Source organism: Enterobacter cloacae complex sp. P13B, assembly GCF_014895915.1.
Taxonomy (GTDB): Bacteria; Pseudomonadota; Gammaproteobacteria; order Enterobacterales; family Enterobacteriaceae; genus Enterobacter; species Enterobacter bugandensis.
In genome coordinates this window covers 1-870 of the sequence record NZ_JADBQN010000107.1, presented here as the reverse complement: position 1 = coordinate 870, position 870 = coordinate 1, and the positions used below count along the sequence as shown (strand labels likewise).

The window sequence follows — 870 nt, the reverse complement described above, 5'->3', positions numbered from 1 at the left end:
ATCTATCACACATTATTGACTCCTTTGACCAACCCATTAGATAATTCCTTAAATCTTTCCTTCTACTATATTCTAATTCAGCACCTTCTATTCCTTTAGAATACATATAATTCCAAGAGTGCCTTAACCTATGGCCTGAAAGATTATATAGCTCTGGACTTGCTCGTTTCAGTGTTGATATCACCTTCTCATAAGCTGAAATGCTTAAGGGTTCTCCTGCGTTTTTTCCGGTGCAATGAGCCACCAATAAGAAATTATGCTTTTTCCTTTTTGCCATTTTTTCTCTGCTATTGCTTATGTAATCAAAAATTTCACAGGCTAACTCATCAGATAACGGAATAACCCTTTCTCCAGTCTTTACTAATGGTTGATAAGATCTTCCATCTTCTTTTGAATCATGTCTTCTGACTACACTTAAAGTGTTGTCTCTGAGATCAAAATCATCTATTTTAAGATTGAGCAACTCTCCAGCCCTTAAACCTAAATTTAAGAGCAAGGTAAATATTAGTCTGTTCCTGACCTGTACTTCCTTATGGAAAGGGTTTTCAATCCCGCCAATTTCCAATAGACGGAAAAGCACTTTGATCTCTTCTTCATTTAACGATTTTTCAGATATTTCATTCATATTCAATGAACTGTTTCTTGGAATATGTGCTCTGATACTTTCAATAAATACGTCTACTTCATACTTTGCATGAATCCCCTTTGACGAATGAACTAATCCACATAACCACTTAAGGTAGCGTGAAAAAACGTGTATTCTATAACTAAAGGTTCTCTTCGCAATAAACCTATAATTTGTCGATTTTATATTTATGATTTTTTGTCTGTCGAATCTTTGTTTCGCATATCTTACCAGATCATCTATTT

1 protein-coding gene is annotated in these 870 nt (G+C 34.4%); it reads right to left on the bottom strand.

Going from position 1 to position 870, the window contains the following annotated elements; all coding sequences use genetic code 11:
- Positions 1–870, bottom strand: an 870-nt coding sequence (locus IM273_RS22080; protein WP_226857982.1) for a site-specific integrase, incomplete at both ends; no start/stop codon positions are given.